Source organism: Paenibacillus sp. FSL R5-0527 (genome assembly GCF_038008055.1).
GTDB classification, from domain to species: domain Bacteria; phylum Bacillota; class Bacilli; order Paenibacillales; family Paenibacillaceae; genus Fontibacillus; species Fontibacillus macerans.
This window is the reverse complement of the sequence record NZ_JBBOYI010000001.1, coordinates 5,732,503-5,758,046: the sequence shown is the minus strand read 5'-3', so window position 1 is coordinate 5,758,046 and position 25,544 is coordinate 5,732,503. Positions and strand designations below refer to the sequence as shown.

Genomic DNA, 25,544 nt, shown 5'->3' with positions numbered 1-25,544 from the left:
ACGCGATGAAAAACAAAAACAAACTTGCGCCCGTTTTTTTTGTTGGTCCGCACTTCATTTTGTTTGTCATTTTTGTTTTCGTGCCGACGATTTACGGAATTTATGCTTCGTTTACCCAGTGGAATCTGATGAACGATCCGGTATGGGTCGGGCTGCAAAACTATAAAACGATCCTGTTTGACGGAGATTCGACGTTCTACAACCAATTCCGCAACGGGCTGAAAAACACGTTTATTTTCGTCGGACTTAGCGTTCCGATTTTGATCGTGCTTCCTTTGCTGATCGCCGCCGCGCTGGAGCACAAAAAAGTGAAGCTGAAGGGCGTCATCCAGTCCATCCTGTATGTCCCCGGCCTGATCTCGATTTCGGCGGCGGCGCTGATCTGGCTGCTCATCTTCAACAAGCAGCTCGGGATCGCCGGGAACGTGTTCGGCTCGGACGTGGCCTGGGCGGCCAATCAGCCTTATGCCTGGATCATCATTATCGTCATTACGGTATGGGGCGGCGTCGGCGGGAACATGATCATTTACCGCGCCTCCATTAACGGGGTGGCCAAAGATTTGTACGAAGCCGCCGACATCGACGGCGCGGGAGCGGTCCGCAAATTTTTCAGCATCACCCTGCCGTCGATCCGCTTTCCGGTCATTTATACGTTTGTGATGACGACGGCCGGCGCTTTTAACGTATTCGGCCAACCGCTGATGATGACGGACGGGGGGCCGCGGCAAAGCACGCACGTCCTGATGATGTATATCCGCCAGCTCGCCTTCGGCAACGGGGAATCGATCGCCGGGATGGCGTCCGCGATGGCGGTGCTGCTGGGGCTCGTTATTTTGGTCATATCGGCGCTGCAGTACTATGTGATGAACCGGAACGCTGCATAATCCGGGAGCAACGAATGGAAGAAAAGAACAGGGGGTGTCAACTCGCATGGAGAACCGCGCGCCAAGCGAATTAAGCCGGCTTCCGGGTCCGGGGATCGGAACGGGCTCCAAACGCATATCCTTCACCGTTTCCGTTTCCCAGCTTATCGCTTATCTGTTTTTAATCGCGCTGTGCGTCATTTGGGTCGTTCCGGTAATCTTCGGCGTCACCACATCGTTCCGCTCCCAATCGGAGGTCGTGTCCACCGGGTTCAGGCTGCTGCCTGCCGAGTGGATTGTCGATAACTACGTGACGATTCTGGAAAATACGTCAACGGCGCCCATTTTGCGCTGGCTGATCAACTCTTTATATATTGCGGCGTTTCATACCTTTTTGGTGATCGTCGTCATTTCGCTGACGGGATACGGTTATTCCCGCATGAACTTCAAAGGCAGAGACACGCTGTTTTTCACGCTGCTGGGCATCTCTTTTTTTCCGGCTGTCGTGAACCTGATCCCATCCTATAAAATCATCGACGCGTTAGGCTGGGTCAATACGTCCTGGGCGATGATCGTTCCGGGGCTGGCGGGCATGGGCAACATCTTTTTGGTACGGCAGTTTATGAAAGGAATTCCCCATGAGCTGGACGAATCCGCCCGCGTCGACGGGGCCGGCGATTTGCGGATTTATTTTTCCGTGATTCTGCCCTTAATCAAACCGGTGCTGATCGTGTGCGGCTTATTTTCGTTCGTCGGGTCCTGGAACGATTTCCTTTGGCCGGTCATCGTGTACACCGATGTGGTGAAGATGCCGGTGACGGCGGGGCTGCTGCTGCTGCAGGACATTTACGGCAACTACCGGATGATCGGGCAGCTCATGGGGTCGGCGATTCTGGCGATCATTCCGACGTTCCTGCTGTTTGTGTTCGCGCAAAAATATTTTTTGCAATCGATCAATCTGAATTCGGGGATTAAGGGCTGACGGTTCGATAATCCATTCGATTGCAGGGGGAGGACTATTCATGGAAATAAGAGCGTTTGGCAGGTGCCTGATTATGGTTTTGGCGTTCGCGATGCTGATGCCGGCCGCGGCTTCCGCCGGCAGTTTGCCGGCGAAAAAGCCGGGAAAACCCCCGGCGTTTACGAACGTCTCCGTGCACGATCCTTCAATCGTAAAGGACGGCGGGACGTATTACGTGTTCGGTTCGCATATCGAAGCGGCCAAATCCGCCGATTTGCTGAATTGGGCGACGTTCACGAACGGGTATGAAACGCCGGGCAACGCGCTGTACGGGGATTTATCGGAAAATTTGGCCGGTTCGTTCGCCTGGGCCGGGGAAAACGATTCGGACAGCAAAGGCGGCTTTGCCGTCTGGGCGCCGGGCATTATCCGGAACGAGCATTTCGTCAATGAGGACGGCACGACCGGGGCTTACATGATGTATTACAGCGCGTCCTCCACCTATATCCGTTCGGCGATCGGGCTGGCGGTATCGAAAAATATCGAAGGACCTTACAAGTACGTCGATACCGTCGTATATTCGGGTTTTACGAAGGATGAAGCGTACGATGCGGACAGCAAGGTGAACAAAAAATGGACGAATACGAATATCGGAAGGCTGATCGAAGACGGAGATCTCGCGGGCGTGAACACGAGCTGGTTCAAGACCGACGGCTCCTATAATAACGCACTTTATCCAAACGCGATCGATGCCGCACCGTTTTTTGACCGGGACGGGAAGCTGTGGATGGCTTACGGCTCCTGGTCGGGCGGCATCTTCCTGCTGGAGCTTGATCCGGCGACAGGCCGGCCGGTTTATCCCGGGAAGGACGGGACGACGGCGGACGGCCGGATAGTCGACCGCTATTTCGGCACGAAAATCGCCGGCGGGCACACGAAGTCCGGGGAAGGCCCGTACATCGTTTATGATCGGGAGGCCGGCTACTATTATTTGAACGTGTCGTACGGATGGCTCGGAGCAAACGGCGGATACAACATCAGGCAGTTCCGCGCTTCGCGCCCGGACGGCCCTTACGTGGATGCGGCGGGCCAAAATGCGGTACTGCCGCCAAATACGGAAAACTCCGCTTACGGCATCAAAATGATGGGCAACTTCCTGTTCCCGCGGGAAATCGGAGAAAGCGGCACGGGGATCGGCTACGGTTATGCGTCCCCAGGGCATAATTCGGTGCTGTATGATGAGCGGACCGGCAAATATTTTCTTGTGTTCCATACGCGTTTTCCGCAAAAAGGAGAGCTGCACGAGCTTCGGGTTCACCAGATGTTCCTGAACCGGGACGGTTGGTTTGTCGTCGCTCCGGAGCGTTATGCCGGGGAAAATCTGCAAACGGTGAAGGCATCCCAGGTGGCCGGCGATTATAAATTCGTCAACCACGGGTTGGCCTACTCCGGGGATATCGTTAAATCGGTGAACATCCGTCTGAACAAGGACAACACGATTAGCGGCGATGTGACGGGGAAGTGGCAGCTGTCCGGCAAATACGAGGCGACCCTTGACTTGGGCGGTCAGGTCTTTCGCGGCGTATTCGTCCGCGGCTGGGACGCCGATTTGGGCGGCGAAACGCTGACTTTTACGGCCATTTCCGGCAAAGGGGAGTCCGTATGGGGAATTCGGCAGCCGGATATGTCCGACCGGCAGGTCATCAAAGCGGTGGTTGAAGACTTGGATTTGGGGGATACGAGCCGGGTGATGGCCAATTTGAACCTGCCGGGGCGGGGGACCCGCGGCGCTGCGATCGCATGGAAATCTTCGGACCCGGGCGTCATTTCCGATACCGGGGTGATTTATCCGCCGGAGGTTGGGGAAGCCGCCGCGACGGCCAAGCTGACGGCGACGATAACGAAAGGAAAAGCTACCGCCAGCAAAACGTTCGCGGTTGTGGTGGCTCCGATCGATCCGGAGTACGGTTTGCAGGCGCGGTTTTCTTTTGAGGACAATTTAAGCGATTCCTTTGGCCAGTTTGGCGAAGGGGTGGCGACCGGCGACCGGATTGACCGTACAGGCGGTACGATCGCTTATGCGGACGGCGTTGACGGCAAGGCGGCGGTGTTCGATGGAAATTCCGGGATCAAGCTGCCCGGCGGACTCATTTCCGGAAACCGTTATTCGGTCTCATTCTGGGTCAACCCGCAGCAGTATACGCAGTTTACGACGACGTTTTTCGGCGCGAATTCCACATCAAGCTGGATCAGTCTGGTGCCGGAATCATGGGACAACAACACGATGCTGTGGTCGGGCGAAGCCTGGTACGACGGGGCGACCGGCGCCAAGCTCCCGTTGAACGAGTGGCACCATGTCGCCTTCACGGTCGATGAGGGTACGGTGAAGGTCTACATCGACGGGGAGCCGAAGTTTGCCGGCACCGGATTCCCCGACGTATTCACGACGGAAGCCGGCACATTCAGCTTGGGCGTAAACTGGTGGGACCCGCCGTTCAAAGGCCTGCTGGATGAAGTGCGGGTGTATAACATTCCGGTCACGGAGGCCGTGATCAAGAAGCTCGCGCAAGCGAAAGGATGATATATAGAAAGCCCAGTTGGACGTTGGCAGCGGCCGTTTTCCGAGTGCGGAAAGCGGCCGTTTTGGTATTGGGCGGCGGCTGGCGATTCCTAACGTTTTGGGGATATTTCTCTGCTTCTTTTCCCAACCCAGTGTCCAAATATGCTAAAGGAATAAAGGACCAGTGTATTTATGATAACCATGGTTGGTTTATACTCATAGATATACTCTACAACGCCGTCGCGTCTCATTCCAGTAATTTCGCTCACATTAACCCAAACGCCTAGGTCTTCATTGAGATCCCTGTCGTTAAGGATGCTGTTAACCGAGCCTTGCACGATTATCCCTTTTGTTCAGGGAGAAGAGGAGGAGGCTAATCACGGTCCTTTCATTTTTCCCCGGTGTCTTGTCCCATTCCTCCCGTCAAGTCTGCCTCACTTCCTCAAAACCTCCTTCTCCTAAATCTCTTCTCCTAAACCTCCTTCTCACAAACCTGTCTAACGATCACGAACATATCTGCTCCTTCCAAACCTATTTTCTTTTCCTGAATGTAACTTCCTCTCTGCTTCCGGATCAAACGGGATAATCGTGCAAAGCGTCCGGACAGCGGATGTTGATCTGCCGACCAGCCCTCATTTGCTTGATCCTTAAAATCGTCCTTTAATTTCTTGTTGATTAAATTCTTGGATTTGAGAAAGCGGCTCCTTAAGCGGATAATCTAGATTTTTACATGAAAACATGACTAATTATCGTTGTATAAAGCGCTTTCGGACCATTGTATGATGGGGGGGATGAAACGGAAGCGGTTTTGGAACGCGTGATTTGTGCAGCGCTTACAAACCGGAAATTCAAAATGAGATGGGGTCGTGACATGAGTTATCCTTATCAAAACCCGGATCTTCCGCTAATGGAACGGGTGAACGATTTAATATCGCGTTTTACGCTCGAAGAGAAAATCGAACTGATGTGCCAATATCAAACGGATATTCCGCGCCTTGGGGTGAACAAATACAAGCATGGCACGGAGGGGGCGCATGGCGTGGCCTGGCTTGGCGAAGCGACGGTGTTCCCGCAAAATACGGGGCTGGCCTGTACCTGGAACCCCGAACTGCTGCAAAAAATCGGCTCCGTCATCGGGGACGAGGCCAGGGTTTACTACCAGCGCGATCCGGCCGTTAACGGGCTGACGATTTGGGCGCCGACGGTCGATATGGAACGGGACCCGCGCTGGGGGCGCACCGAAGAGGCGTACGGGGAGGATCCGCATTTGACCGGTGCCTTGACGACCGGGCTGGTCAAAGGTATGCAGGGCGATCATCCTTTTTATTACAAAGCTGTGGCAACCTTAAAGCATTTTTACGGCAACAATAATGAGGTGGACCGCGGAAGCGCATCGGTCAGCATTGACCCGCGGAACAAGCGGGAATATTACTTGAAGGCGTTTGAGCCGGCTTTTCGCGACGGGCGCGCAGGTTCGATGATGACGGCGTACAACGGCATCAACGGCACGCCGTGCAACTTTAATCATGAGGTGAACGAAATCGTCAAAGGCGAATGGGGCATGGACGGCTTCGTCGTGGGCGACGCCGGGGATGTGCTCGGCACCGTGATGGATCACCATTACGTGGACTCTTACGCCGAAGCGGTCGCCGGCTCGATTAAGGCCGGCATCGACAGCATTACGGATGATCAGCCGATCTCGCAGCAGGCGCTGCGCGATGCGTTGGAGCGGGGACTGCTGACGGAGGCCGATTTGGACCATGCGCTGCGCAATACGTTCCGCGTCCGCTTTCGGCTTGGCGAATTCGATCCCGCGGAGCGGAATCCGTACAGCCATGTGCCGGAATCGAAGCTGTGCGCGCCTGAGCATGCCGCGCTGGCGCTGGAAGCGGCCCGCGAATCGGTCGTGCTGCTGAAGAACGACGGGCTGCTGCCGCTGGGCAAGGACGCGGCTTCGGTGGCGGTGATCGGCCCGCTGGCGGACGAGGCGTTCACCGACTGGTACAGCGGCACGCCGCCGTACCGCGTAACTCCGCTGCAGGGCGTAACGGAGAAAATGAACGGCCGTTCGGTGCATTTTACGACGGGGCTGGATCGGATTCGCTTGCGTTCGGCGGCTACCGGCAAATACGTCGGTATCGCCGCCGGCGAAGAGGGCGGAGCTGCTCTGGCGGCAAACTGCGAAGACGCGGAACAGGCCGAAGTGTTCGAGCGGAACGATTGGGGCTGGGGACAAATTACGCTGCGGGCGCTCAGCAACGGGAAGTTCGTAACCGAAAGCGAATCGGGCCGGCTCGAGGCGACGGCGGACGAGGCGCGCGGCTGGTTCGTGAAGGAAGCGTTCGGGTTCGAGACGCAGGAAGGCGGCTCCGTGCGGATACTGTCGTGGGAAGGCAAGCCGGTGTCGGTAGACGTCCGGGGATACATGAACGTCGAAGCGGACCAGGAAAAGGGCCCCGGTGAAACTGAAGAAGCCGTAATGGTTGGCGCTGGTGCAACAGTTGATGCGGAAGCCGCGGTAAGCGAGGGAGCCAACTTCGCCAATAGAGGAGCCGCTGCCGGCATATATGACGGATTTATCGTTGAAGTGGTGCAGAGCGGTTTGCAGCAAGCCGCCGCAGCGGCGAAAAACGCGGAAACGGCGATCGTGTTCGTCGGCAACAGCCCGTTCATCAACGGAAAGGAAACAATCGACCGGCCGGACATTACACTGCCGCCATCCCAGCAGGCGCTGATTCAGGCTGTTAAAGCGGTTAACCCGCGAACGGTTGCCGTCATTGTCGGCGGGTATCCGTTTGCGGTGAACTGGGAGCAGGAGCATGTCCCGTCGATCATGTTTACATCCCATGCAGGACAAGAGCTGGGGCATGCCGTGGCTGACGTGCTGTTCGGCGGCTACAACCCGGCGGGCCGGCTCAATATGACCTGGTACAAGTCGGCCGATCAGCTTCCGGATATTATGGATTACGACATTATCAAAGGAAAGCGGACCTATCAATATTTTGACGGAGAAGTGCTGTATCCTTTCGGACATGGGCTGAGTTACACGACGTTTAGATATGAAGGATTGTCATTGAGCCCTGCTGAAATCGGACAGGACGGTACCGTCACCGTGTCGGTGAACGTCCGGAATACCGGTGAGCTGGACGGGGACGAGGTTGTTCAATTGTATGTCCGGGCCGAAGCTTCCCGCGTCCCCCGGCCGCTTAAGACATTAAAAGGCTTTAAACGGATTCATTTGGCGGCCGGCGAGTCCAAGACGGTAATACTTGAATTAAAAGCATCCGAGCTCGCTTTCTGGGATGTGACCCGCGAACGGTACTGTGTGGAAACCGGCGCCTACACGATTATGGTCGGCCCGTCCTCGGGGAAAATCGCGGCAGCGGCAACGCTTCGGGTCAACGGGGAGACGGTTCCGCCGCGTTTGCTCCGCGAATCGGTCAAAGCGGTGAATTACGATAATTATGACCGGGTCTTTATCGACGAATGCCGTGAGGGCGGGGAGAGCATCCGCACCGTTCAAGACAGCGGCGGCTGGATCGCGTTCCATGATGTGGATTTCGGCACAGGGGCGTCAGAGTTCGAGGCGAGAGTTTCGGGGCATCTCAAAGGCGGGGAGATCGTTGTTACGCTCGGTTCGCCGGATGGGGAAACCGCCGGAACGTGCCGGGTGCTGCCGACCGGCGGCCGCCAGGCCTGGACGACGGTGACCGCGCCGGTAACGGGGGCGGCGAGCCGCCGCGACGTATACCTTCACCTCAAAGGTGAGGTGCAGATCAGCCGGTTCCGTATCCGCTAGGGTAGCAGGGGACGATAAGGGCTGAGAAATTGGCAACTATGAAAAAGAAACGACTGCCCCGCCGCCATACGGGCCAAGCGCGCTGCTCCGCCGCCATCATACAAGCGTGCCGCCCCCTGCCCTAAGCCTCGACCGGCTCCTGCAGCTTTTTGCGGAACTCCGAAGGCGAGCAGTTCATCGTCTTGCGGAACACCCGGATGAAGTAGCTGATGTTGTCGTAGCCGACCTCCAGCGCGATGTCGGAGATTTTCCGCTCCGGCTCGCGCAGGAGCTCGGTGGCCTGGCGGATGCGGTACGAGTTGATGTAATCGATCGGCGTCTGCCGGGTCATCGACTTGAAGAAGCGGCAAAACTGCCCTTCGCTCATCGGAATCAGCGCGGCGAGTTCGCCGAGGCGGATCGGATGGCCGTAGTTTTGCTGGATGTGCAAAATGACCGTTTTCAGCCGCTCGATTTTGGACGATTCGCTGCGGCTGCTGGCTATGCGGCTGACGGCACGGCCTTCGGCGGCGATTTCGGCCAGCATCAAATACAGATGGCCTTTCACCGCGCCTTCGTACCCGGGCGTTTCGTTGCTGCAGCTCCGCATCATCGCGAGAATATGCTCGAGCAGCGCGATTTCATAAGGCTGCTCCCGCCGGATATGGCGGGGGAACGTCGCTTTCCGTTCCTGGAGAGGGAGGACGAGATTTTCCTGGACCGCGTCATAATGGGCGCTGGCCAGCAGCTGCGTATCGAACACGAGGGAGAAAAAAGTGCAGCCTTGCTCCCCAAGCGCATGCGCGGCGTGAATGTCGCCCCCGTCGATAAACACCGCTTCCCCGGCGCGAACCGGAAAATAATCGGTGTCGACCTGGAACAGCGTTTCCCCTTCAAGACAGTAAAAAAACTCGGCTTCCTCGTGCCAGTGGCAGTCGATGACATGCTCGCCCGGCCCGAAGCGGTACCAGTATGTGCCGAACGGCAGGCGCTCGGTGCCGTGGCTTTTGTTCTCGTGCAAAGAGCGGCGCAGCGCTTGGTCCATGTTCGTTCACCTCATCAATATAGTGTTATATTATCGTCGAATTATGTTAGTTTATTATAATGCGTATCAGTATAATGCAAGTATAGAACGTTTTTCATTTTAAAACAATGCGCTAGAGGAAGGACGGTAATGGAAAAATGAAATTTACCGATGGCAACTGGCTGATTCGCGATGGCATTACATTGTCTCCCGCGGTACAAGCATACGATTTCCGAGCCCAAAACAACACGCTGATCGCTTCCGCTTCAACGACGCCGCTGCGCGGCCGGGGCGATATGATCAATACAACGCTGCTGACGATGCAGTTCCATTCCCCGCTTCCCGGCGTGATCGGCGTCAAGCTGTTCCATTTCGCCGGGGTTGTTGACCATGGCCCGCACTTTGAATTGAACGAAGGCGGCGCCCATGTTGAAATCACCGAAAACGAGCAATATGCCGAACTGAAAAGCGGCAGCCTGAGCGTCCGCATCAACAAAGGCCCGCAGTGGTCGGTCGATTTCTACCGCGAAGGCGAGCGGATCACCGGCAGCGGCTTCAAATCGATGGCGCATGTGACGGATTCCAACGGCGACGCGTATATGCGCGAGGAGCTCGACCTGCGCGTCGGAGAATGGGTTTACGGCCTGGGCGAACGTTTTACATCGTTCCTGAAAAACGGTCAGGTTGTCGATATCTGGAATAAAGACGGCGGCACCAGCTCCGAGCAGGCTTACAAGAACATTCCTTTTTACGTCACCAACAAGGGGTATGGCGTACTTGTCAACGATCCGGGAGCGGTTTCGTTTGAAGTCGCTTCGGAAAAAGTGAAAAAAGTGCAATTCAGCGTTCCCGGGGAATCGCTGGAATATTTTGTGATCGACGGTCCCGAGCCGAAGGACGTGCTGAACAAATACACCGATTTGACGGGCAAACCTTCGCTTCCCCCGGCCTGGTCCTTCGGCCTTTGGCTGACGACCTCGTTTACGACCGATTACGATGAAGCGACGGTAAACTCCTTCGTCGACGGCATGGCGGAGCGCGATCTTCCGCTGCACGTTTTCCATTTCGACTGCTTCTGGATGCGGGAATTCCATTGGACGGACTTTAAATGGGACGAACGCGTTTTCCCGGACCCGCAAGGTATGCTGAAGCGCCTCAAAGAAAAAGGGTTGAAAATTTGCGTGTGGATCAACCCGTATATCGGCCAGCGCTCCCGCCTGTTTGAAGAAGGCATGAAAAACGGCTACTTGGTCAAAAAAGCCAACGGCGACGTTTGGCAATGGAACCTGTGGCAGCCCGGCATGGCGCTCGTCGACTTCACGAACCCGGCCGCTTGCGAATGGTTTGCCGGCTACCTGCGCGAGCTGGTCGACATGGGCGTCGATTCTTTCAAAACCGACTTCGGCGAGCGGATTCCGACGGACGTCGTTTATTCCGACGGATCCGATCCGGTGAAAATGCACAACTATTACACGTACCTGTACAATAAAGTCGTATTTGAAGTATTGGAAGAAAAATTGGGCAAAAACGAAGCCGCGCTGTTCGCCCGTTCCGCAACGGTCGGCGGCCAGAAATTCCCGGTTCACTGGGGCGGCGACTGCTACGCCGATTATGAATCGATGGCGGAAAGCCTGCGCGGCGGCCTGTCGCTCGGACTCGCCGGCTTCGGCTTCTGGAGCCACGACATCGGCGGATTCGAAAACACGGCCCCGGCCCACGTATTTAAACGCTGGCTCGCCTTCGGCCTCCTGTCCAGCCACAGCCGCCTGCACGGCAGCAGTTCGTACCGGGTGCCGTGGGCGTACGACGATGAAGCGGTGGATGTGACGCGATTCTTCACGAAGCTGAAATGCCGCCTGATGCCTTACATGTTCGATACGGCGGTGCAAGCCACGCAGCAGGGCGTGCCGACGATGCGGGCGATGTTCCTGGAATTCCCGGACGATCCGGCCTGCGACACGCTGGACCGCCAGTACATGCTCGGCGACTCGCTGCTGGTGGCCCCGGTATTTAGCGAAAAAGGCGATGTAACGTATTATTTGCCGGAAGGCAAGTGGACGCATCTGCTGACCGGGGAAACGGTCGAAGGCGGAAAATGGCGTAAAGAGAACCATAATTTCTTCAGCCTGCCGCTGTTCGTTCGCCCGAACTCGATCCTGGTCACCGGAGCGAATGATACTCGTCCGGATTACGATTATGCGGACGGCGCAGAAATCGGTTTGTACCAGCTTGCCGACGGAGCCGCGGTATCCCGCACGGTGCGCAATGTCAAAGGGGCCGCGGAGCTGAACGTGACGGCAGCCAAGAGCGGCAACGTTGTGACGCTGAGCGCCGAAGGCGCAGGCAAGCCGTTCCGCGTAGCGCTGCACGGCATGGGCGAAATCGCTTCCGTCCAAGGCGGAACCCTGGCCGCGGACGGAACGATCGAAGTAGCCGCGTTCACCGGCAAGGCGGAGCTGCAAATCGCCTTGAAATAATGCTCGATTGCCTGCCGCGGCGATGGCGCGCAGGTGTACAATTAAACACGGACAGGCGGACCGTGCGAACGGCCGCCTGAAAATATCCCCTTTTCCCCTTGGCAAGAGGGGATATTTTCCTTTTAAGGAGACTAAGGAGGAATCGCTTATTCCAATGTTCAGTAAAATCGTGCAGTTCACGAACAATTTGAAACTTAAGCACAAGCTGCTTATCTCCTACATCGTTGTCGTGATGATTCCCGTGTTGATTGTCGGCGCTGTCGTAACCGCTTATTTCCGCAATCAGGCGATGGACCGGGCGATCGCCCAGACCGTCAACAACGTCGAAAGGGTGAAATCGCGCGCGGCGTCGATGCTTCGCGTGCCTAGCGACATCTCGGATATTTTTATGCTGGATAAAAAACTCGAAGCCCTCGTCACTACCCGGTATCCGTCGGTGCTTGAGCTGACCAAAGCTTACTTGGAATATGACGATTTTCGCGCATACGTAAGGCTATACCGGGAAATTTCGGGGATCCGGTTCTATTTTGACAATCCGACGTTAATCAACAATCTGGAGTTTATACCGGTCGATGAACGGACCGCTTCGGCGAACTGGTACCAAAAGGCGATGGCGGAAAAAAGGATCGGCTGGTTTTACATTAACGACAAAGAGGATGAGGAGCTTCCAGTCCACAGGCTCAGCCTCATCCGCCGGATTTCGTTTGAAGGCACGCGGAAAAGCGGAGTGCTTATGGTCATCCTGAATCAGGACGAATTGAACCGGATGCTGCAGCAGGAGCCTTTTGAAACGTTTATCGCCGATGAGCAGGGTTATGTCGTGGCTGCGAAAAACCCGGCGTTGGTCGGGACAACGCTGGAATCGCTCGATTTCGGCACCGATTTGCGGAACCTGCAAAAAGGGACGTTCAAGGCGGATGTCGGGGACGCGCCTTCCTATCTGGTGGTGGATACCTTGATTCCTGATTCCAGTATGAACGGGCTGAAGATCGTTTCCGTGTTCACGACGGAGTCGATCGTCAAAAGCGCCAATGCGGTCAGTCTTTTCGGGTTGGGCATTATTTTGCTCGTCCTGCTGATCGCTCTCGTATTCGTTTATATCGTTTCTTTTTTGACCACAAACCGGATGCTGCGGTTAAGCCGCCATTTAAACCGGCTGGCGCTCGGGGACCTAAATGTCGTATCCCCCATAGACGGGAACGATGAAATCGGGCAGCTGTCGCGCCAATTCAACTACATGGTCGGCAGCATCAACCGGCTGATGCATCAGGTGGTGGAAAAAACGGAGCAAAACAACGCTTTGGAGCTGGCGCAGCGGGAAATCAAGCTGAAAATGATGGCCAGCCAGATCAATCCGCATTTTCTGTTCAATGCGCTGGAATCGATCCGGATGAACGCGCATCTGAAAGGGGACAAAGAGATCGCCAACGTTGTGCGCCTGCTTGGGAAAATGATGCGGAAAAGCCTTGAAGTCGGCCGGGAAAGCGCGCCGCTTAAAGAGGAATTGGAGATGGTGCGCTCCTACCTGGAGGTCCAGAAATTCCGCTACGAGGACCGCTTGAAGTACGAGCTGCGGATCGATCCGGCGGCTGAGGACATCCGGGTGCCGCCGCTCATTATTCAGCCGCTGGTAGAGAATGCCGTCGTTCACGGCGTGGAGGGCAAGGAGGACGGCGTCAACGTGGAGGTTAAGGTGGAAGTGAAAGAAGCGCTGGTGCATGTGACCGTCAAAGACAACGGGATGGGAATGACGGCGGAGCGTCTTGCGGAAGTGAAGCGTTCCATTTCCGCCGCCGAGGAATCGCAGCGGACGCGGATCGGCCTGCGCAATGTCCACCAAAGATTGGTGTTGTCCTATGGAGAGGAGCACGGCCTGCATATCGCCAGCACGCCCGGCTCCGGAACGGAAATCGCTTTTACGATCCCGTCCTGACCGCGATCTTTGGATTTTCGCCGGACGATGTCTAATTTTTATATGGTTTTGTTTGAAATCTGTCGGGTATTACCGTTTTCCCCCTTCACTTATGATAGAACTATAGAAATGAAGGGGGGACTGGAACCTGTGGAAACGCTGTCATCAAAACCTGGAACTAATGTAAGCGTTGCCCCTGAGCCGTTGAAGAAGCGGAGAAAAGGTACCTGGCAGAGTTTAATGCAGCAAAAGTATTTATATTTGATGTCCATGCCGTTTGTCATATGGTTGTTCGTATTTAACTATGTTCCGATCTGGGGCTGGACGATGGCTTTTCAGAACTATAAACCGGCCAAGTCTTTTACTGAACAGAAATGGGTAGGGTTCGATAATTTCGTGGACCTGTTCCAGGACGAAAGGTTCTATCTCGTGCTTAGAAACACGCTGGCCATGAGCGTCATGGGACTGATCGCCAATTTTATTTTCCCGATCGCTTTTGCGGTGCTGCTCAATGAACTGCGGGGCAAACTTTTCAAGCGTACGGTGCAGACGGTTTCCTATTTGCCGCACTTCGTATCCTGGGTCGTCGTGGCCGGGATCATCACGAAAATGCTCTCCATTGACGGAGGGGTTGTCAACGAGCTGCTGATGGCGCTTCATATTACCAACGAGCCGATCCAGTTCATGGCGCAAGGGAAATGGTTTTGGGGGATTGTAACCGCTTCCGACGTATGGAAGGAAACCGGCTGGAACGCCATTATTTATTTGGCGGCGATTACCGGGATCGACAAGGAGCTTTACGAAGCCGCCCGCGTTGACGGGGCCGGGCGTTTCCGGCAAATCTGGAACATCACCCTGCCGGGGATCCGGACGACGATTTCGGTATTGCTGATCATGTCGATCGGCCATCTCATCGGCATCGGCTTTGAAAAGCAGTTTCAGCTCAGCAACTCGCTGGTTACCGATTACTCGGAAGTGCTCGATATATACGCCTTAGAGTACGGCATCAATATCAGCCGCTTCTCGTACGGTACGGCGATCAGCATGTTCACTTCGGTCGTAGGCATCATCCTGCTGCTCGTGGCCAACGGCATTATGAAGAAAACGACGAAAGAAAGCATTATGTAGGGGGAGGGAACATAGATGGCGAGCAGCAAAGCGTTTAACCTCACCAGAGGCGAAAAAGCATTCAATGTATTCAATATCATTCTAATGTCGGTCATTTTGGTCATTACGTTGTACCCTTTCCTGAACGTGCTGGCGATTTCGCTGAACGATTCCACGGATACCGTTCGGGGCGGCATACATATTTGGCCGCGCGAATTTACCTGGAAAAACTACGCAACGATTTTCGGCTATACCAGCTTGATTCAGGGCTTCAAAATTACGATATACCGGACGGTGCTCGGCACCGTGCTAGGGCTGATCAGTTCCTCGATGCTGGCCTACACGCTCAGCCGGCCCGATTTCAAATCGCGTAAATTCGTGTCCACGTTCCTGGCCCTGACGATGTACTTTACCGGCGGCCTGGTGCCGACGTACATGCTGATGCGCCATCTCGAGCTGATCGGGACGTTTTGGATTTATATTTTGCCCACGTTAGTCAGCGCCTTTAACGTATTCGTCATCCGCTCGTTTATCGACGGACTGCCGTACGCGCTGCAGGAATCGGCGAAGCTCGACGGGGCCAACGATTTCACGATTTACTACAAAGTCATCCTGCCGCTGTGCAAGCCTGTTTTGGCGACGATCGCCCTGTTCCTGGCGGTTGGCCAGTGGAACTCGTGGTTTGATACGTATTTGTACAACGGCAGCAAACCGCATTTGACGACGCTGCAATTCGAGCTGATGAAAATACTGCAAAGCACCAACCAAGGCGCGAATATGGCCAACGCCAACGATTTGGCGAATCAAATGGCCCAGGTGTCGCCGGAATCGATTAAAATGGCGATCACCATCGTCGTCACGGTTCCGATTCTGGTGGTCTATCCGTTCCTGCAGCGCTATTTTGTGGACGGGATGACACTGGGAGCGGTTAAAGCCTAAGATGATTGGCTCTCAGCCGGTAGACACAGGTCTATATAGGTTGAACAGAAATACGGAAGCTAGGCAAGAGTGTGAAATGATTCTGAAGAAACTAACAGCTTTCTGGAAGAAAGCTGCATCGGAAGCATATGCTTGGTCGCCTTTGTGACCGGATTTCTACCTTGTATGAATCTACTTAATCAAAGAAATCTGGGGCGGGCAGCGATTGTAAGAACATTTCACACGGCTGCCCTGATCCGTACAATCAATAGTTCAACTAATATAGCCTGTTATACAATATATTTTTTTGAATAAGAATACGGGGGGAAAGAAGATATGAAATGGAAAAGCCCTAAAACCTTCGCGGCGATTTTGCTGGCCGGCACCTTGCTGGTCGGGGGCTGCGGCAGCAACAACGGCGCGTCCGGCAATACGAAGGGCTCCGGGGGAGAAACGGGCAATGATACGAGCCCGGTCACCTTTACCTTCTTCGGCGCTGACGCCAGCCCGAACTGGAACAATATGCAGGACGAAGTGGGGAAAGCGATTACGGAAAAAACCGGCGTGACGATCGAAGCCGAGTTTGACGTGGGCAGCGGCGGCGGCGACAACAAAATCGCTTTGATGGCGGCCAGCGGCGATGTGCCGGACCTGATTTTCGCCAAAGGGAATCTGTCCAAACTGGTGGATGCCGGCTATATTGTGGATATGACCGAACTGATCGATAAACATGCGCCGAACATTAAAAAGATATTCAGCGAAAACATGAACCGTCTGAAATACAGCAACGAAGATCCGGCGATTTATTCGATCCCGACCAACGTGGGCGTGGACCAGCAGTATTTTGACGCCGGCGGCGGGTTTGAAATCCAGCAGCGCGTTCTGAAAGAGCTCGGATACCCGAAGGTGCGCACGGTACAAGACTTTGAAAACGTCCTCAAGCAATATGTGGAAAAAAATCCGACCACGGACGGACAGCCGACGATTCCGCTGACGCTGAACGCCGACGACTGGAGAATCATGATCACCGTGACGAACCCGGCGTTTATCGCCACCGGTGCTCCGGACGACGGCGAGTACTACGTGGATCCGCAAACTTACGAAGCGAAGCTGCACTATAAACGTCCGGAAGAGAAAGAATACTTCCGTTGGCTGAACCATATGTACAACGAAGGTCTGCTCGATAAAGACACGTTTGTGCAAAAAGACGACCAATACAAAGCGAAAATCGCCAGCGGCCGCGTGCTTGGCCTGATCGACCAGGAATGGGGTTACATGGATGCCGAAAACGCGCTGAAATCGGCCGGCAAAGACGAATACACGTACGCCCATTTCCCGGTTACGCTGAGCGAAGAATATAAGGATCACTCCTTCCAATCCGCCGGCGTTGACGGTTACGGCATCAGCATCACGACCGCCTGCAAAGATCCGGTGCGGGCGATTAAATTCATCGACTGGCTGTCTTCCGATGAAGGCCAGGTTCTTGTAAACTGGGGGATTGAAGGCAAACATTACACGGTCGACGAGAATGGCAAACGCGTTATACCGGAAGAGATTACAGATCGTAGAGTAAATGATACGACGAATTTTACAAAACAAACCGGTCTCGGCAATCCGGACGGCTTGTACAAAATTTTTGGCGCCCGCTACGGCGACGGTGTTAAAGATCCTTCCGGCAATTATTATACGACCAACTTCCCGGAACAAATCGTAGAAAACTACACCAAAGCCGAGAAGGAAACGCTGAAAGCTTACAACGCAACCACCTGGAAAGACTTATTCCCGCAAGAGGACGATTTCCCGGCTAAAGAATGGGGCGCTCTGTACAACATGCCGGTTCCGACCGACGGGGATTATCAGGTTATTTTCCAGAAAACGCAGGACATTGTCCGCAAACGGATTCCGGAAGCCATCTTGGCCAAGGAAGCGGACTTCGACAAGGTGTACGACGCATTCCTCGCCGAGTTGGACAAAGCCGGCGCTCAAAAGATGGAAGCCGAATATACCGAACTCGTTAAGAAGAGAGTGGAACTGTTCACCGGCAAAGATTTGCAATAAATTAGGATCACCGGAATTGCCGCAAATATGAAAATTAACGTAAAGGCCCGTATTTTCATCGGGCCTTTTCTGCGGATTTATCGTAGAATTTAGAAGTATACACGTATAGTCAATAATTCAACTTATTATAAAATTGAGAGAAGGTGGCCAAACTGGAACGTTCGGCGGAAGCAGAATGGAAGTTATGGTATAAGCAGCCCGCATCGCGTTGGGAGGAAGCGCTTCCCGTAGGCAACGGGCGAATCGGCGGCATGATCTACGGCGGAGTGAAGCAGGAGCTTATCGCTTTAAACGAAGACACGCTCTGGTCGGGTTTTCCGCGCGACACGCAAAACTACGACGCGCTGCGGCACTTAAAAAAGGCTCGGGAGCTGATATTTTCCGGGAAATATAAAGAGGCCGAGCAGTTGGTTGAAGCCAAAATGGTCGGCACGGGGACCGAAGCGTATCAGCCGCTTGGCAACTTAAAGCTGGACCTGCTGGAGGACGTTCCGGCGGTTTCGGATTACCGGCGGGATTTGGATTTGGACGCGGGGGTGGCGACCGTTTCGTACCGGCTTGGCGGGACGGTCTACACTCGCGAGGTGCTGGTCAGCGCGGAGGACCAAGTGCTTGCGGTACATATTCGCGCCGAAGGAGAGGGGACTATCGACCTTTCGGCATCGCTTGATTCCCCGCAGGTGTTCCAAACGAAAGCGCTCCCGGGGGAAGCGGGAATCGTCATGACAGGGCGCTGCCCCAGCCATATTGCCGACAATTACCGCGGCGACCACCCGCAATCCGTCTTGTATGAAGAGGGATTGGGGATATCCTTTGAAGCGCATGTGCAAGCGCTGACGGAAGGCGGGACCGTCTGGACGGACGAATCCGGCCGGCTGATCGTCCGCGGAGCGCGGGCGGCGACGTTTTTGCTGGCCGCGGCGACTGATTTTGCCGGTTATAAGGTCATGCCCGGAACGGGGATGGAGGAAGGCGAACTTGTCAAAAAATGCGGCACCGTTTTGAAAGCAGCAGCTTCGCTGGGCTATGAGCGGCTGCGGGAAAGACATATCGCGGATCACCGCGGTTTGTTCCGCCGCGTCGAGCTGCGGCTTGGGGACACGGTACCACCGGTGTTGCCTGCCCATGGGCGGCTTGGGAGCGGTGAGCCTTCGAAGCTGTCTGCCGGCGAACGGTCTGGGAGCGGGAAGCCTTCGGAGTTTCCTGCCGGCGAACAGCTTGGGAGCACGGCGCTTTCGGAGTCTCCTGCCGCTGAACGGCTTGGGAGCACGGCGCCTTCGGAGTTTCCTGCGGCTGAACGGCTTGGGAGCACGGCGCCTTCGCAACTGCCCACCGACGAGCGGCTCGAAGCTTATCGCGATGGAGCGCAGGATCCGGGGCTGGAGGCGCTGTATTTTCAGTACGGCCGTTACTTGCTGATGGCTTGCTCCAGGCCGGGGACGGAGCCGGCCAATTTGCAGGGGATCTGGAATCCGCATATTCAGCCGCCCTGGAACAGCGGGTATACGACCAATATCAACGCGCAAATGAATTATTGGCCGGCGGAGGTGGCCAATTTAAGTGAGTGCCATGAGCCGCTGTTCCGGCTGATCCGGGAGCTGAGCGATACGGGGGCAAGGACAGCGCGGATTCATTACGGCTGCCGGGGATGGACCGCTCACCACAACGTCGACCTGTGGCGCCAATCGACGCCGACGGACGGCCAGGCCAATTGGGCGTTTTGGCCGATGGGCGGCGTATGGCTGTGCCGGCATCTTTGGGAGCATTACGAATTCACGATGGATGATAAGTTTCTGCGGGAGACCGCCTATTCGCTGATGAAAGGTGCGGCGGAATTTTGCCGGGACTGGCTGGTCCCCGGCCCTGACGGGCTGCTGACGACGGCGCCGTCGACCTCACCGGAAAATCAGTTTTTAACGCCGGAGGGCGAAAAGTGCAGTGTATCGGCGGGAACGACGATGGACTTGACGCTAATACGCGAGCTGTTTGCGCATACGGTTCGGGCGGCGGAAATTTTGGGCGTGGATGAGACGTGGCGCCGCGAACTGGTGGAAACGGCGGAGCGCATGGTCGGGCCGCAGGTAGGCCCTGACGGGAGGCTGCAGGAATGGAGCGAAAACTTCGCCGAACCGGAGCCGGGACACCGCCATGTCTCGCATTTGTACGGGCTTTATCCCGGCGATTCGATTACGGTGCGGGATACGCCCGAAATAGCGGAAGCCGTGCGGAAATCGCTTCAGCACCGGATTCAAAACGGCGGCGGCCATACCGGCTGGAGCTGCGCTTGGCTGATCAATCTGTACGCGCGTCTGGGGGACGGAGAAACGGCGCACCGGTTCGTGGAAACGCTGCTGTCCCGTTCGACGTATCCGAACTTGTTTGACGACCATCCGCCGTTCCAGATCGACGGCAATTTCGGCGGGGCGGCGGGAATCGCCGAAATGCTGCTGCAAAGCCATATGAACGGCATCGATTTGCTGCCGGCGCTGCCCAAGGCCTGGGCGTCCGGCCAGGTCCGCGGCTTGCGGGCGCGCGGCGGATTTACCGTCGATATCGTCTGGGAGAGCGGTGGGGTCGCATCGGCCTGCATCACATCGGCTGTCGGCGGATGGTGTACGGTGCGCGGCCTAAACGGGCGGCGCGTTCATCTGCCGGACGGAAGCACGGCCGGGGACGGGGAGCGCTTTTGGACCGAAGCGAATACGCCGTATTTGATTCAATAGGCAGATCCGACTGGTGAAGGCTAGCGGACCTGTACGGCCTTATTTGCCTGAAAAGCCGCCCTTTTTATTTCTAACGGGGGGAGCTTGTTATTTGTGCGAAAAAGACCGCAACCTTACGTATTTGTGCCAAATAAGATCGATGGTGTCCGTTACACTTTGAAAACTGTTGATTTCGCCGAAATAAGGTCACTGCCGTTCGTTAGGATTAGGCTCATCAGAGTAACTTACCAGAGTAAACCATTAGGCTAGTATGAACCGAACTACTGCAAGACTGCAGTTGCTCGGAAAGATCGGAGTATCGTGTCGGAGCATCGTGCGGGAGTATCGTGTCGGAGCATCGTGCGGGAGCATCATGCCGGAGGATCGTGCGGGGGAGACCAGCATTTTTGCAGCATTGCGACTGGCGGAATTCTAACGGTTGTAACAGCCGCTATTTTAACAAAAAAGTCCCCTTCTAAATTCTAACGGTTGTCAGCGCCGTTATTTACTCTAATTCAGGTGAAATTAGCCTAATTTAAGTGGAATAAGCGCTATGACAACCGTTAGAATTTGAAATCGGCGTTTTGGGATCAATTAGCGGCTGTGGCAACCGTTAGAGTTTGTTTTGGGGTCAGAAATGATCTGTCGCAACATCACTGGCCGCCGGAATTGCTTGCACTGCTTGGGCATCGTGCCGGGCCGAAATGGCGGTCGGCGGAGCTAGGTGTCCCGTACGCACGGTCAAGCTGTATTGCAAACAGCGTTACTTGAGACGTTTACGCCGGGCCGGGCTATACGGCAAGCAGCCAAACTTGGTCCGTTTGCGGCCAGTCAGCGCTTTATGCAACCGCCGGCCACAACCAGTGCGACCACGGCCACAAACTAGTGCAACCGCCGGCCACAACCAGTGCAACCACGGCCACAAACTAGTGCAACCGCCGGCCACAACCAGTGCAACCACGGCCACAAACTAGTGCAACCGCCGGCCACAACCAGTGCAACCACCGGCCGCATCTAATACAGCCACCGGCAACAACCAATGCAACCACCGGGGCCGCATCTAATGCAGCCGGCGGAACTGCTGCGGTGTCATGCCGGTATGCTTGCGAAAGGTGGCGACAAAATGGCTGGCATCGCGGAACCCGGTTTTGCCGGCGATGGCGGCTACGGTAACTCCTGGTTCGCCGGCCAGATGCTCCTTGGCTTTATGGATGCGCATTTGGGTGAGATAAGCGTAGGGAGATACGCCGAGCGTCTGCTGGAACAGCTTGCTTAAATGGCGGCCGGACATGCCGATCTCTTGGGCAAGCTTATCCAGGCCAATGTCGGGGTTGCCGTACTCCTGCTCCATCCAATGCAGCAGCGGCGCCAGCTTCTCCATATTGCGGGAGACGGACATGTTGCTGGCTTGCCCGAATTTGCTGAGCATGCCCAAAAAACGGTAAGTGCCGGCTGACGTCTCCAGGCCGAACAGGTCGGTGCCGCTGCCGACCTTGTTCAGCATTTCGCCGAGCATCGGGGCCAGAGGGGCCTCCGGGTCCCAGCGGAACAAGGCGGAGTCGCGGATCCCGAAAGCCGACAGAATCGCCGCGGCAGCCACGCCGCCGAAGGTTAGGTAATACGTTGCCCAGCCAGCGCCCCGCTTCGCCTCATAGGCGTGGGGCATCCCGGGAGGCAGCAATACGCCGCAGCCGGACGACAACACGACACTTTCGCTGCCGTAGGTAAGCAGGCCTTGGCCTTCCTCGGTTTGTAGCCAATGATAATAAGGATATCCGTTCGGGCGGGTGATTTTTTCCTGGTTCGGGTTGTAGCCGATGCTCTCCACGAGAAGCGGAAGATCGGGATTGGCGGCGGGAGAAAAAACAAAACGGGTAAACGCGCGCGCGCTCATATTTTTCCCTCCTGGGATGAGTTCCACATTATTATATATCAAAACAATAATATTATATATAAAGCGGATAAGAAACTTCCTACAATGGAGATATAATTATATTATTCTCAAAAGGATGTGTGTGCAGTGATCAACGAAAAACTGCCGAAAATATGGTACGGCGGTGACTATAATCCGGAGCAGTGGGGACCTGAAACTTGGCAAGAGGATGAACGGATGTTCAAACTGGCGGGCATCGACGTGGCAACCGTAAACGTGTTCTCCTGGGCGATGCTGCAGCAGGACGAGGATACTTACGATTTCAGTTTCCTCGACGCAACGATCGACCGTTTATATAAAAGCGGCGTGCACGTGTGCCTGGCGACCAGCACTGGCGCTCATCCCGCCTGGATGGCCCGGAAATATCCGGACGTGCTGCGCGTCGACGTGCAAGGGCGGAAACGCCGGTTCGGCGGCCGTCACAATTCGTGCCCGAACTCGCCGGCTTACCGGAAGTATTCGGAAAAGCTCGCCGGGCTCTTGGCCGAGCGGTACAAGGATCACCCGGGCCTTCTGATTTGGCATGTATCCAACGAATACGGCGGATATTGCTACTGCGACAACTGCGCCGCGGCGTTCCGCACCTGGCTCAAGGAGCGTTACGGCACGTTGGATGAAGTAAACCGCGCCTGGAATACCCGCTTCTGGGGGCATACGTTTTACGATTGGGAAGATATCGTCGTTCCGAACGAACTGAGTGAAGAATGGAATGGAAACCGCACCAATTTCCAAGGGATTTCCCTGGACTATCGCCGCTTTCAGTCCCAGTCGCTGCTCGACTGCTATAAGCTGGAATATGAGGCCATCAAAAAGTATACGCCGGACATACCGGTAACGACGAACCTGATGGGTTTCTATCCGGAGCTTGATTACTTCGAGTGGGCCAAATACATGGATATCGTGTCCTGGGACAACTATCCTTCCCTCGATACGCCGGTCAGCCATACGGCGATGACGCACGACCTGATGCGCGGGCTGAAAAGCGGAGCGCCGTTTATGCTGATGGAGCAGACGCCAAGCCAGCAAAACTGGCAGCCGTACAACTCGCTCAAACGGCCGGGCGTGATGCGGCTGTGGAGCTACCAGGCGGTCGCCCATGGGGCCGACACGGTGCTGTTCTTCCAGCTGCGCCGGTCCATCGGAGCGTGTGAGAAATACCACGGCGCCGTGATCGAGCACGTCGGCCACGAGCATACCCGGGTGTTCCGCGAAGTTGCCGAACTCGGCCGGGAGCTCCAGCAACTGGGCGGCACGCTGCTCGATGCCCGCACGGAAGCCAAGGTGGCGATAGTTTATGATTGGGAAAACCGGTGGGCGACGGAGCTCTCCAGCGGACCGACCGTCGCGCTGAATTACGTTAATGAGGTTCACAAATATTATGATGCGCTCTTCCGGATGCATGTGGAATGCGATATGGTGTCGGTGGAAGAGGACTTCGGCAAATACGAGATCGTGATCGCGCCGGTCATGTATATGGTGAAGCCGGGTTTTGCGAAAAAGGTGGAGGAATTTACCCAAAACGGCGGGACGTTCGTTACGACGTTCTTCAGCGGGATCGTCAACGAGAACGATCTGGTTACGACGGGCGGGTACCCGGGGGAATTGCGTCCGGTGCTGGGCATTTGGGCGGAAGAGATCGACGCGTTGTTCCCGGACCAGAAAAACCAAATCGTCATGAAGCAGCCGTGGGGTGAACTTACAGGACCTTACGAATGCGGCTTGCTCTGCGACCTCATTCATGCGGAAGGCGCCGAAGTGCTGGCGGAATACGACGCGGATTTCTATAAAGGCATGCCGGTGCTGACGGTAAACCGCTTCGGAAACGGCCGGGCGTATTATGTCGCCAGCAGTCCGGAGGCTTCATTCCTGCAAGGGTTCCTCAAAAATCTGTGCGAGGAAAAAGGAATCAAGCCTCTGCTCGAAGCTCCCGCAGGCGTTGAGACGGCGCGCCGGGTGAAAGACGGCAAAGCTTATCTGTTCCTGCTTAACCACAACGCGGAAGACACCCAAGTGGATATCGGCGCCAATACCAAAAAGGAACTGCTTAGCGGGGAGACACTAGCTGGAACCGTAACCGTGTCCGGCCGCGGCGTGCTCATCTTGGAAGATAAATAGAATTACGTTCATCAAGCACCCTGCAAGCGGTTTTGTGTGCAGGGTGCTTTTACATAAGGAGGCAACAGTATGGAAAGCGCAATCAAGCGGCGGTTGTCCGGCGAGGAACTCACGGCCTTAGTGGAGCGGGCATTTCAAGGTCAGAGACGATTGGACGGTTATGAGGAATTAAAGGACGGCTGGTTCAACTCCGCGTACGCCTTGACCCTGGATAACGGCATGAAGACGGTGCTGAAGCTTGCTCCCGGTTCGGAGGAAGGGATGCTGCGGTATGAGCGGAATGTGATGACCGCGGAAGTGAAGGTGCTTCGTCTGCTCGCCGCGGCGGACGGCATCCCGGTGCCCGGGATTCTGTACGAGGAGCGAGGCGTAGAGGGGAGCGAGTGGTTCCTGATGGAGTTCGTTCCGGGCGATCCTTACAACAAGGTGAAGGAGCAGATGGGGCCGGAGGAACGGCGGGACATTGAAGTTGAACTTGGACGGGTGAACCGGCGGATTAACGAAATTCAAGGAAAAAGATTCGGGTATTACGTACGGGAAGACAGTCAAGGGGATAGCTGGCCGGCCGTATTTACGGACATGATCGGCGGCGTTTTGGCCGATGCCGCGGATCAAGCCGTTGCCCTCCCGATGGATGCGGAGGAGGTATTCGGCCTGCTTCGTGAGCGGCAGGCCAGCTTGGGGGAGGTCACGGTTCCGCGGCTGGTCCATTGGGACTTGTGGGATGGGAACGTATTCGTCAAAGACCGGCGTCTTATCGCCATCATCGACTGCGAAAGGGCGCTCTGGGGCGATCCGCTGATGGAATACTACTTCCGCTCGTTTGTGGAAAACGGGGCGTTCCTGGACGGCTACGGCAAGCAGGATTTTACGGTGGCGGAATGCGAGCGGATGGCCTTGTACGACCTGTACATCGCGTTGATTCTTCACATTGAATGCAGGTTCCGCCAGTACATCGACGCGAATCATATCCGCTGGGCGGAGGAGCATTTAGCCCGTACTTGGAGTGGCTTAAATAGGGATGTTTAATGTTGGCACGCATTCTGGCCGACTACCTGAATGAAGTATATTTTAGCGAGAAGAGGGAAGCGCAGGGCCGATGGCATGAATGACGCACGAGAATGGCTCGTATAGGC

14 protein-coding genes are annotated in these 25,544 nt (G+C 55.6%); 12 read left to right on the top strand and 2 right to left on the bottom strand.

Annotated features, from left to right (window positions below):
* Positions 1 to 5: 5 nt before the first annotated feature.
* From NYE69_RS25575 to NYE69_RS25560, 4 genes are all read left to right on the top strand, one after another.
* Positions 6 to 884 (top strand): carbohydrate ABC transporter permease, encoded by an 879-nt coding sequence (locus NYE69_RS25575; RefSeq protein WP_278739012.1) that lies wholly within the window; start codon positions 6 to 8, stop codon positions 882 to 884.
* Positions 885 to 930: 46 nt separating this feature from the next.
* On the top strand, positions 931 to 1,845 hold the full coding sequence (locus tag NYE69_RS25570; protein WP_340928494.1) for a carbohydrate ABC transporter permease: 915 nt from the start codon (positions 931 to 933) through the stop codon (positions 1,843 to 1,845).
* Between the two features lie 91 nt (positions 1,846 to 1,936).
* Positions 1,937 to 4,405 carry a LamG-like jellyroll fold domain-containing protein gene (locus tag NYE69_RS25565; RefSeq protein ID WP_340930532.1) on the top strand — a complete coding sequence of 823 codons (2,469 nt, stop codon included), beginning with the start codon at positions 1,937 to 1,939 and terminating at the stop codon, positions 4,403 to 4,405.
* A gap of 850 nt (positions 4,406 to 5,255) precedes the next feature.
* Positions 5,256 to 8,183: a glycoside hydrolase family 3 C-terminal domain-containing protein gene (locus NYE69_RS25560; protein ID WP_340928493.1), complete on the top strand. Its 2,928-nt coding sequence runs from the start codon at positions 5,256 to 5,258 to the stop codon at positions 8,181 to 8,183.
* Between the two features lie 121 nt (positions 8,184 to 8,304).
* On the opposite strand, the gene NYE69_RS25555 is transcribed toward NYE69_RS25560, so the two are convergent.
* On the bottom strand, positions 8,305 to 9,207 hold the full coding sequence (locus NYE69_RS25555) for an AraC family transcriptional regulator (RefSeq protein ID WP_270619349.1): 903 nt from the start codon (positions 9,205 to 9,207) through the stop codon (positions 8,305 to 8,307).
* A 137-nt stretch (positions 9,208 to 9,344) separates the two neighbouring features.
* Here NYE69_RS25555 and yicI point away from each other — a divergent pair, with 137 nt between their 5' ends.
* The 6 genes from yicI to NYE69_RS25525 all read left to right on the top strand — a co-directional run bounded on the left by yicI (position 9,345) and on the right by NYE69_RS25525 (position 20,381).
* On the top strand, positions 9,345 to 11,663 hold the full coding sequence (yicI, locus tag NYE69_RS25550) for an alpha-xylosidase (protein WP_270619348.1): 2,319 nt from the start codon (positions 9,345 to 9,347) through the stop codon (positions 11,661 to 11,663).
* Positions 11,664 to 11,817: 154 nt separating this feature from the next.
* Positions 11,818 to 13,596 carry a sensor histidine kinase gene (locus NYE69_RS25545; protein ID WP_270619347.1) on the top strand — a complete coding sequence of 593 codons (1,779 nt, stop codon included), beginning with the start codon at positions 11,818 to 11,820 and terminating at the stop codon, positions 13,594 to 13,596.
* Between the two features lie 129 nt (positions 13,597 to 13,725).
* On the top strand, positions 13,726 to 14,703 hold the full coding sequence (locus NYE69_RS25540) for an ABC transporter permease (protein ID WP_270619346.1): 978 nt from the start codon (positions 13,726 to 13,728) through the stop codon (positions 14,701 to 14,703).
* Between the two features lie 15 nt (positions 14,704 to 14,718).
* Positions 14,719 to 15,621 carry a carbohydrate ABC transporter permease gene (locus NYE69_RS25535; RefSeq protein WP_270619345.1) on the top strand — a complete coding sequence of 301 codons (903 nt, stop codon included), beginning with the start codon at positions 14,719 to 14,721 and terminating at the stop codon, positions 15,619 to 15,621.
* A 315-nt stretch (positions 15,622 to 15,936) separates the two neighbouring features.
* Positions 15,937 to 17,658 (top strand): ABC transporter substrate-binding protein, encoded by a 1,722-nt coding sequence (locus tag NYE69_RS25530; protein ID WP_340928492.1) that lies wholly within the window; start codon positions 15,937 to 15,939, stop codon positions 17,656 to 17,658.
* 143 nt (positions 17,659 to 17,801) lie between these two features.
* Positions 17,802 to 20,381, top strand: a complete 2,580-nt coding sequence (locus NYE69_RS25525) for a glycoside hydrolase family 95 protein (RefSeq protein ID WP_340928491.1) — start codon at positions 17,802 to 17,804, stop codon at positions 20,379 to 20,381.
* Between the two features lie 1,039 nt (positions 20,382 to 21,420).
* On the opposite strand, the gene NYE69_RS25520 is transcribed toward NYE69_RS25525, so the two are convergent.
* Entirely contained in the window at positions 21,421 to 22,254 is an 834-nt protein-coding gene (locus NYE69_RS25520) for an AraC family transcriptional regulator (protein ID WP_270619342.1), read from the bottom strand.
* Positions 22,255 to 22,380: 126 nt separating this feature from the next.
* Here NYE69_RS25520 and NYE69_RS25515 point away from each other — a divergent pair, with 126 nt between their 5' ends.
* Both NYE69_RS25515 and NYE69_RS25510 read left to right on the top strand, forming a co-directional pair.
* On the top strand, positions 22,381 to 24,408 hold the full coding sequence (locus tag NYE69_RS25515) for a beta-galactosidase (protein ID WP_340928490.1): 2,028 nt from the start codon (positions 22,381 to 22,383) through the stop codon (positions 24,406 to 24,408).
* A 69-nt stretch (positions 24,409 to 24,477) separates the two neighbouring features.
* The gene (locus NYE69_RS25510) at positions 24,478 to 25,437 is read left to right on the top strand and encodes a phosphotransferase family protein (protein WP_340928489.1); all 960 of its coding nucleotides are present in this window, start codon (positions 24,478 to 24,480) and stop codon (positions 25,435 to 25,437) included.
* The last annotated feature ends 107 nt before the right edge of the window (positions 25,438 to 25,544 follow it).